Origin of the sequence: Bradyrhizobium sp. SZCCHNR1043 (assembly GCF_032489675.1) — a bacterium.
Lineage (GTDB): Bacteria > Pseudomonadota > Alphaproteobacteria > Rhizobiales > Xanthobacteraceae > Bradyrhizobium.
In genome coordinates, this window is the sequence record NZ_JAUEYN010000006.1 from 379,330 (window position 1) to 387,252 (window position 7,923).

Genomic DNA, 7,923 nt, shown 5'->3' on the forward strand with positions numbered 1-7,923 from the left:
GTCATCTCTTCGGCATGCCGATGGCGCGGCCGAGCCCGTCGGGCCGCGACAGCGTGGCATGCGCCTGCAGCACGCGGGCGATGTTGGCCTGGATGTCCGGCGGAAACGGCGCGACCTTGCGCTTGGTCATGTCGATGTGCACCGACATGTTCTCCGAGGTGGCGGAGACCCAGCCTTCCTCGGCATGGCGCAGCTCCTCGAAGGTGTGCAGCCGCTTCTCGTCGGCGGCGATCAGCCAGACCGCGACCACAACGGGATCGCCGAGATGAATCTCGCGCAAATAGCGCACGTGGCATTCGGCGGTGAAGGTCGAGCCCTGGCGCTCCGTCATGTAGGCAGGTCCAATGCCGAGCTCGGCCCAGATCTGGTCGATCGCGCGGTCGAACATCACGTTGTAATAGGCCATGTTGAGGTGGCCGTTGTAGTCGATCCATTGCGGCTCGATCTGCATGACCTGTGACAGAAACGGTCCGGCGCCTTGCGCTGCGGGCACTGCATTATCGCTCATCGGCTCTTCCGTTTGCTCCCTTGACCCCTTGATCGTCCTTTGTCACGGTCCGCCCAACTTTCGGAGGAAGCAGTGGCGACGACGATCCCCCATCACGATTTGAAGCGGCCTGCGCCCGAGGCGCTGAAAAGCGCGCTCGACGCGCTCGCGGCCCGCTTCGGCAACAGGCTCATCACCTCGCAGGCCGTGCGCGAGCAGCATGGCCATACCACGACCTGGCTGCCGACGCAGCCGCCGGATGGCGTGGTGCTGGCGCAGGAGACCGCCGACATCCAGGACGTCGTCCGCATCTGCGCGCCAAAGGGCGTGCCGATCATTCCGTTCGGCACCGGCACCTCGCTGGAGGGCCAGGTCAATGCGCCGGCGGGTGGCATCTGCATCGACATGCGCGACATGAACAAGGTGCTGGAGGTGCATGCCGAGGACCTCGACTGCGTGATCCAGCCCGGCATCACCCGCAAGACCTTGAACGAATATCTTCGCGATCAGGGCCTGTTCTTTCCGATCGATCCCGGCGCCGACGCGTCCCTCGGCGGCATGGCGTCGACGCGGGCCTCCGGCACCAATGCCGTGCGCTACGGCACCATCCGCGAGAACGTGCTGGCGCTGAAGGTCGTGCGCGGCGATGGCGAGATCATCAAGACCGGCACCCGCGCCAAGAAGTCCGCCGCCGGCTACGATTTGACGCACCTGTTCATCGGCGCCGAGGGCACGCTCGGCATCATCTGCGAGATGACCATCCGCCTGCGCGGCATTCCCGAGACCATCGCCGCGGCGTCGTGCTCGTTCGAGACCGTGCGCGGCGCCTGCCAGGCGACGATCCTCGCGATCCAGACCGGCATTCCGATGGCGCGCATCGAGCTGCTCAATGCAGCGCAGGTCAGGGCGTGCAACGCCTATTCCAAGCTGACCTTGCCGGAGACGCCGCTGCTGCTGCTCGAATTCCACGGCAGCGCGGCCGAGGTCGCCGAGCAGTCGAAGAACTTCGCCGAGATCGCGCGCGAGTGCGGCGGCGGCGACTTCGCCTGGACTACCAAGCCCGAGGACCGCACCAAGCTCTGGCAGGCGCGTCACGACGCCTATTGGTCGGTGAAGGCGATCCGGCCCGGCGTCGGCGTGGTCGCGACCGATGTCTGCGTGCCGATCTCGCGGCTCGCCGATTGCGTCACCGAGACCGAGGAGGATCTCGCGCGTCTCAAGCTGACCTCGCCGATCGTCGGCCATGTCGGCGACGGCAATTTCCACTGCTCCTTGATGTGCGATGTCGACGATGCCGATGAGATGGCGCGCGGCGACGAGTTCATGCATCGCCTCGTCGAGCGCGCGCAGGCCATGGACGGCACCTGCACCGGCGAGCATGGCATCGGCCAGGGCAAGCAGAAATATCTCGAGTCCGAGCTCGGCCCGGAAGCGCTCGATGCGATGCGCGCGGTGAAGCAGGCGCTCGATCCGCAGAACATCTTCAATCCCGGCAAGATCATCCCGGCGCGCTGATTGGCAATCCAAGCCGAGCTGAGTTTCGGATTTGGGTCCGGCGCGCAGGGCCGCTGCTGACATCTCCCTCCATGCGGGGAGATGTCGGATCGCGTGACGATTCGCCAAATAGAAAATGCCGCCGCGTTCGACACGCGGCGGCATTTTGTTTCCGTTCAGATCAACGGCAGACGCGGCGCGGTCCCCACGGGGTCGGCCGCACCCAGCAGGTGCGCGGGCCGAAGCCGCCATAGCCATAGGGGCGATAGACGCGCGGGGCGGGCCGGCAACGGCCCCAGCGGTCCGGGAACCAGCCGGGACCGCAGCCGCCGGCGACGCGCTCGACATTGCTGTCCGGAGCAGCCGGCTGGGCCGGCAGCGTGAAGGCCTGCGCGGCCGACGCGCCCAACATGACGGTCGCGGCGAGCAGGGCGGAGGTGAACAGATTGCGCATTGCAGTGCGGTCCTCTCGTTGGTTTCGAAGCAGTGTAGTCCTTAGACGTCGTCGGACAGGTTTTGGTTTCGCAATTTTCTCGACGCCGCGAAACCTCTTCCTGGTACCACAGAGATCTCCATGACACCGATCGCGCGATGCAGCTCTGCTGATCATGTGGCGCATCGCTGCAGTTTGGTCGCCGTCGTGCGGTGTTCTAGCAGACATTCGCTGCAAGGAACATGAACGATCAGCGACGCGTCCTGCTGGCTTTCGTCGCAGGCGGCATCATTTGCCGCCTTGCTGCGCCTTTGCGTCCTTCAGCGCCGTCCTGCAGCCGTCGGAGAGCTTGTCGAACTTCTCGATCATGCATTGCTTGATGCGGCCGCCGCCCGGCATGATTCCAGTACAGAGCGTACGCACATCGTCGCCGCAGGCCTGGCGCATGGCGCTCCTGTCCTGAGCCTGGGCGGCGGTGCTGGAGATGACTATCAACAGCAGCGGAAGCAGCTTGTGCATGATCGATGATTCCTCTCTCGCCGCGGCCGACGCGCCGGGCCTCGTGAGGCGGTTGTCTCGCCGATGAATTTAGCGGGCATATGTCGACCGTCGCCGCAACGTGTAACGGTTTGTATCACGAGGTCACTGCGCAGAGCGCAAGCGTCCGCTTGCCCCGGAGTCGTCGTCGACCACGGCGGCGCTCGTGCCGCCATTCCCTCAAGCGTGCACATCCGAGGCACTGCTGCGCAGCTTCCGCAGCGCGTGATCGACGCTGTGGAACACGCGATCCCGCGGCAGCACATCGTACAGGCCGAACCGTTCGAAGGCTTCCTGGGCCCGCAGCGACTCCAGCCGCGCCACCGCGAACAGGACGCCGGTCTCGCTGCAGGTGTGGATCACGTCGCGCAGAGTCTGCGCGGCGGTGAAATCGATCTCGACGATGGCGCTGGCCTCGAACACCACCAGCCGCGGCTTGCGGCTGCGCAGCATGCGCCGCATGTCGGCGCGGAACGTCGCCGCATTGAGGAAGCTGAGCGGTGCCTGGAAGCCGACCACGGCGATGTCGGACAGCTCCTCGCCCTTGATCTGCGGATGCGCCGGCCACCAGATCGTCGTGTCCGGCACGCGCTCGAAGGCGATGAGGTGGGCGCGTGTCGTGCTCCAGATGCCGTGCAGCAGCGACAGCGCAATGCCGAGCGCGACGCCCTGCTCGATCGGCAGCGCAACGATCGCCACCGCGGTCGCCAGGATGAGCAGGAACTCGCCCTTGGACGCGCGATAGACGCTTGTGATCTGCGCGACGCGGATGATGCGTAGCGCGACGAACAGCAGCACGCCGCCGAGCGCCGCTTCCGGCACATTCGCAAGCAGCCGGGCTCCGAACAGCACGAGCAGCAGCACGATCGCGGCGGCGAGCAGGCCCGCGACCTGGGACCGGCCGCCGGTCTCGACCACGATGCCGGTGCGCGGCGGACTGGCATTGACCGGAAACGCGCCGAACAATCCGGCGAGCAGGCTGCCGGCACCGGCGCCGAGGAAGTCGCGGTCGACATCGGCGGAACCATCGGGATCGGAAGGGAACGAGCGCGTCGTCGCCGACGTCTGCACCATCACCACAACCGCGATCAGGAAGGCGAGCGGGATCAGCTTCGCCCATTGTTCCGGTCCGATCAGCGGCACGGACGGCATCGGCACCGTGCCGGCGATCTCGCCGATGACGGGCACGCCGCCCCCCTTCAGCCCGGCCGACAGCACGAACAAGGTCGAGGCCGCGAGCGCGATCAACGCGCCGGGTATGCGGGCGCTGATCCGCTCGCAGACCGTGATGGTCGCGAGCACGCCGAAGCCGATGAGCATCGTGTACGCGTTGGCCTTGCCGAGTTCGCCCGCCAAGGTGGCGATCCGCGCCAGCGTTGGCCCGCTCGGTGACGGCAGGCCGAGCACGCCCGGCAATTGCGAGACGATGATGTGCACGGCAATGCCGGCCAGGAAGCCCACGGTGACCGGCACCGACAGCACGTTGGCGATGCCGCCGAGCCTGAAGCCGCCGGCCAGCACCAGCATGACCCCGACCAGCAGCGCCAGCGCCGCGGCCAGGCTGCCGTATTCGGGCGTGCCGCTGGTCGCGAGCAGCGCCAGGCCGCCGGCGAAGATCGGCGTGATCGTGGAATCGGCGCCGCAGGACAGGAAGCGGTTGGCGCCGCACAGCGCGAACCCCAGCGATCCCGCCATGAAGGCGAAGAAGCCGGTCTCGGGCGTGAAGCCGCCGAGCTTGGCGGTCGCCATCTGCTCGGGAATCGCGATCGCCGCCAGCGTCAGCCCGGCGGCGAGATCGGCGGGCAGGGCGCTGATCCGCCAGCCTCGCAGGGAGCGGAGCATCGGCCAATGATGATTGCCGTCGTGGCGTGGTTGCTCGCTCATGTCGATGTCTCCGAGTGCATCGCGGCCGAGCTGTTCGTCCGCTCACGCAAGATCGCGATCCCAAGGTGGCTCGGGCGCGAACGCCGCGGCGAGGTGGTCGATGAAGGCGCGCACCTTGGCCGATGGCGTGCGATCCGGCAGGTAGACGGCATGCACCGCCAGCAGGTCCGATGGCGGCACGTCGAGCGTCAGCGGCACCAGCCGTCCTGCGCGGATCTCGTCGCCGACGATGAAGGTCGGCTGGTAGATCACGCCTTGCCCGGCCAGGGCGGCGGCGAGCAGCGCATCGCCATTGTTGGCGCGCAGATTGCCGCTCACGGTGACGTCGATGGCCGCCTTGCCGCCCATGCGCCAGCGCGACGGGCCGGCCGCCGCCAACGTATAGCCGAGGCAGTTGTGGCCGGCGAGATCGGCCGTGGTGCGCGGCGTCCCGTGGGCGGCGAGATAGGACGGCGCCGCGCAGACCATCATCCGGCACGGCGCGAGCCGCCGCGCCACCAGGCTGGAGTCCTTGAGCGTGCCGATGCGGATCGCGAGATCCCAGCCTTCCTCGATCAGGTCGACGAGCCGGTCGTTGAGGCCAAGCTCGACGCTGACGCCGGGATAGAGCGCGGCGAAGCTTGCAAGCAGCGGCGCGATCTGGCGCGTGCCGAAGGCGAGCGGGACATTGAGCCGCAACAGGCCGCGCGGCTCGACCCGGTCGGCCGCGATCGCGCTCTCGGCCGCCTCGAAATCGCCGAGCACCCGCTCGGCGAGATCGAGATATCGCCGACCGGCCTCGGTGATGGTCAGCCGGCGCGTGGTGCGGTGAAACAGCTTCGTGCCGAGTCGCGCCTCCAGCGCCGCGAGGTGTTTTGTCACCATGGTGGGCGACATGCCGAGCAGGCGGGCCGCGCCCGACAGGCTTCCGGAGCCGGCCACCTTCGAGAGCACCTCCAGTCCGGTCAACCGGTCCAACACTGGATCATCTCACTCTAGGGGTGTGAACTGAATTTCCACTGTACCGGATTATCGTCTGGTGGGAAATGATCCATATGCCGGGGAGTCCCCACCGGAGGTTTTCATGATCGATGCCCGCACCGCGCCTTACGCCGCGCTCCTGCTCCGTCTCACCCTTGGCGGCTTGTTCCTGGCCCATGCCAGCCTGAAGCTGTTCGTGTTCAGCCCGGCCGGCACCGCGAAGTTCTTCGGCAGCATCGGCCTGCCGCCCGAGCTGGCCTATCTCGTGATCACCGCCGAGATCCTGGCTGGCATCGCGCTGATCCTCGGCATCTACACCCGCTGGGTCGCGCTCGCCGCCGTGCCGATCCTGCTCGGCGCCATCTTCACCGTGCACGGCTCAGCCGGGTTCTTCTTCAACAATCCGAAGGGCGGCTGGGAGTATCCGGCGTTCTGGGCGGTGACCCTGGTGGTCCAGGCCCTGCTCGGCGACGGCGCCTACGCCCTCGGCGGCCTTCGCAGTAGCCTTGCCGGCGGCCAGCTCCGCAGCGCGCATTGATGGTGAGGGGCGGTTGCCCATCGCCCCAATCTCGATGTCATCCCCGCGAACGCGGGGATCCCTAACCACAGGGCGCTATTTGGGTCAGGTGAGACGACCAGTCTGTTCCAGCCGCGACATCACGCGGTATGGGTCCGGGTCGGCGCCCGAACGTCGCGATGCGACGCTCGGGCTTGCCCGGGACGACAGTTGTAGTTTGGGGCGCCACCTGAGATACCAATTGAACCAGGAGCCATGACATGACCCTGCCCAGCATCTTCCTGTCGCACGGTTCGCCGATGCTGCCGCTCACGGACTCGGCGGCCCGTGACTTCCTCGTCGGTCTCGGCCACAGCCTGCCGCGGCCGAAGGCGATCCTGGTGATCTCGGCGCATTGGGAGACCGACATCCCCACCGTCAATGCGGTCGCTGCCAACGAGACGATCCACGATTTCTATGGCTTTCCGCGTGAGCTCTATCAGTTGCGCTATCCCGCGCCGGGCGCGCCCGATCTCGCGCACGCCGTGGCGGCGCGGTTGCAGGCGGCCGGCCTGCCGGTCGGCATCGACCGCGCGCGCGGCCTCGATCACGGCGCCTGGGTGCCGCTGCTGCTGATGTATCCGCAAGCCGACATTCCGGTGCTGCAACTCTCGATCCAGACCGAGCGCGGTCCAAGGCATCATCTCGAACTCGGCCGCGCGCTGGCGCCTTTGCGCGAGGAAGGCGTGCTGATCATCGGCAGCGGCAGCTTCACCCACAATCTCGGCGAATTCCGCAAGCGCCGGCTCGACATCGACGACCCCGCGCCGTCCTGGGTGGTCGACTTCGCCGACTGGGTGCACAACGCCGCGATCGAAGGCCGCGTCGACGATCTCGTCGACTACCGCCGTCTCGCTCCGCATGCGCGCGACAACCATCCGACCGACGAGCACTTCCTGCCGCTGTTCGCAGCGATGGGCGCGGCCGGCGAGGGCGGGCGCGTCGAGCGCCTGCACAACAGCGCCAATTACGGCGTGCTGCGCATGGATGTCTATGCGTTCCATGGCGTCGACGAGGCGAGGGCAGCGGCGTGAGCCGCTGAACTCATTAGTTCTGCAATATCCAAGCCGCCGTCATTCCGGGGGGAGGGCCGCTCGCCTTGAACCCGAAATCTCGATATTGGCTGACGTCTTCTACTAATCACGAGCGATGGCGGAGCGTTGCCTGCCCGTCGGGTTACTATGTCGCAGGTGATTTCGCTTGTGTCGTCGGGCAAATCACCGCGATCCTTCCGCGTATCCCGCCTCACTTGCGGAGGGGCGTTGCGCGCGATCGTCACGACACGCGAGGCGGGGAGCGGTGGCCGCGAGAACTCGCAGCATGTCCTTTTCGATGTGCGGACGAACGATGCTCTTGCGGACGTGAAGTTGCAGGGTTCTGATACCTCGACGCTGGTATCACCGCGCAACGCGTGAAACGCGTTGTCGCGCATGGCGGCCAACAAGCCGAGCGCCAGGAAGCCTGCATATAAGCGTGAAGACCATCGCGCAGGGAGGGCCGGGCGGTGGATTCAATTGGTCGTCGCAACACTCGATGAGGAGGTTGCGATGGGCATTCGAAAGAAACGGTCAA

Annotated in this window: 9 protein-coding genes; 4 read left to right on the forward strand and 5 right to left on the reverse strand. The window is 66.8% G+C overall.

Annotation, left to right across the window (positions count from 1 at the left end; translation table 11 throughout):
- Position 1 precedes the first annotated feature (1 nt).
- A complete protein-coding gene (locus tag QX039_RS13360; protein WP_315771418.1) occupies positions 2-508 on the reverse strand; it encodes a thioesterase family protein in 507 nt (168 codons plus the stop codon).
- A 72-nt stretch (positions 509-580) separates the two neighbouring features.
- Between QX039_RS13360 and QX039_RS13365 the strand changes: the two genes are divergently transcribed.
- A complete protein-coding gene (locus tag QX039_RS13365; protein ID WP_315771420.1) occupies positions 581-2,002 on the forward strand; it encodes an FAD-binding oxidoreductase in 1,422 nt (473 codons plus the stop codon).
- 160 nt (positions 2,003-2,162) lie between these two features.
- On the opposite strand, the gene QX039_RS13370 is transcribed toward QX039_RS13365, so the two are convergent.
- The 4 genes from QX039_RS13370 to QX039_RS13385 all read right to left on the reverse strand — a co-directional run bounded on the left by QX039_RS13370 (position 2,163) and on the right by QX039_RS13385 (position 5,795).
- Entirely contained in the window at positions 2,163-2,435 is a 273-nt protein-coding gene (locus QX039_RS13370) for a GCG_CRPN prefix-to-repeats domain-containing protein (protein ID WP_315736838.1), read from the reverse strand.
- 267 nt (positions 2,436-2,702) lie between these two features.
- Complete coding sequence (locus QX039_RS13375; protein ID WP_315736839.1) at positions 2,703-2,933, reverse strand: hypothetical protein; 231 nt, start codon at positions 2,931-2,933, stop codon at positions 2,703-2,705.
- A 198-nt stretch (positions 2,934-3,131) separates the two neighbouring features.
- Positions 3,132-4,835: a SulP family inorganic anion transporter gene (locus QX039_RS13380; protein ID WP_315771422.1), complete on the reverse strand. Its 1,704-nt coding sequence runs from the start codon at positions 4,833-4,835 to the stop codon at positions 3,132-3,134.
- Positions 4,836-4,877: 42 nt separating this feature from the next.
- A complete protein-coding gene (locus QX039_RS13385) occupies positions 4,878-5,795 on the reverse strand; it encodes a LysR family transcriptional regulator (RefSeq protein WP_315771423.1) in 918 nt (305 codons plus the stop codon).
- Positions 5,796-5,898: 103 nt separating this feature from the next.
- On the opposite strand from QX039_RS13385, the gene QX039_RS13390 reads away from it, so the two are divergent.
- The 3 genes from QX039_RS13390 to QX039_RS13400 all read left to right on the forward strand — a co-directional run bounded on the left by QX039_RS13390 (position 5,899) and on the right by QX039_RS13400 (position 7,766).
- Positions 5,899-6,333, forward strand: a complete 435-nt coding sequence (locus QX039_RS13390) for a DoxX family protein (protein WP_315771424.1) — start codon at positions 5,899-5,901, stop codon at positions 6,331-6,333.
- A 239-nt stretch (positions 6,334-6,572) separates the two neighbouring features.
- Positions 6,573-7,385, forward strand: coding sequence for a class III extradiol ring-cleavage dioxygenase (locus QX039_RS13395; protein WP_315736845.1), 813 nt, complete (start codon positions 6,573-6,575; stop codon positions 7,383-7,385).
- A 228-nt stretch (positions 7,386-7,613) separates the two neighbouring features.
- Positions 7,614-7,766: a hypothetical protein gene (locus tag QX039_RS13400; RefSeq protein WP_315771425.1), complete on the forward strand. Its 153-nt coding sequence runs from the start codon at positions 7,614-7,616 to the stop codon at positions 7,764-7,766.
- Positions 7,767-7,923 lie beyond the last annotated feature (157 nt).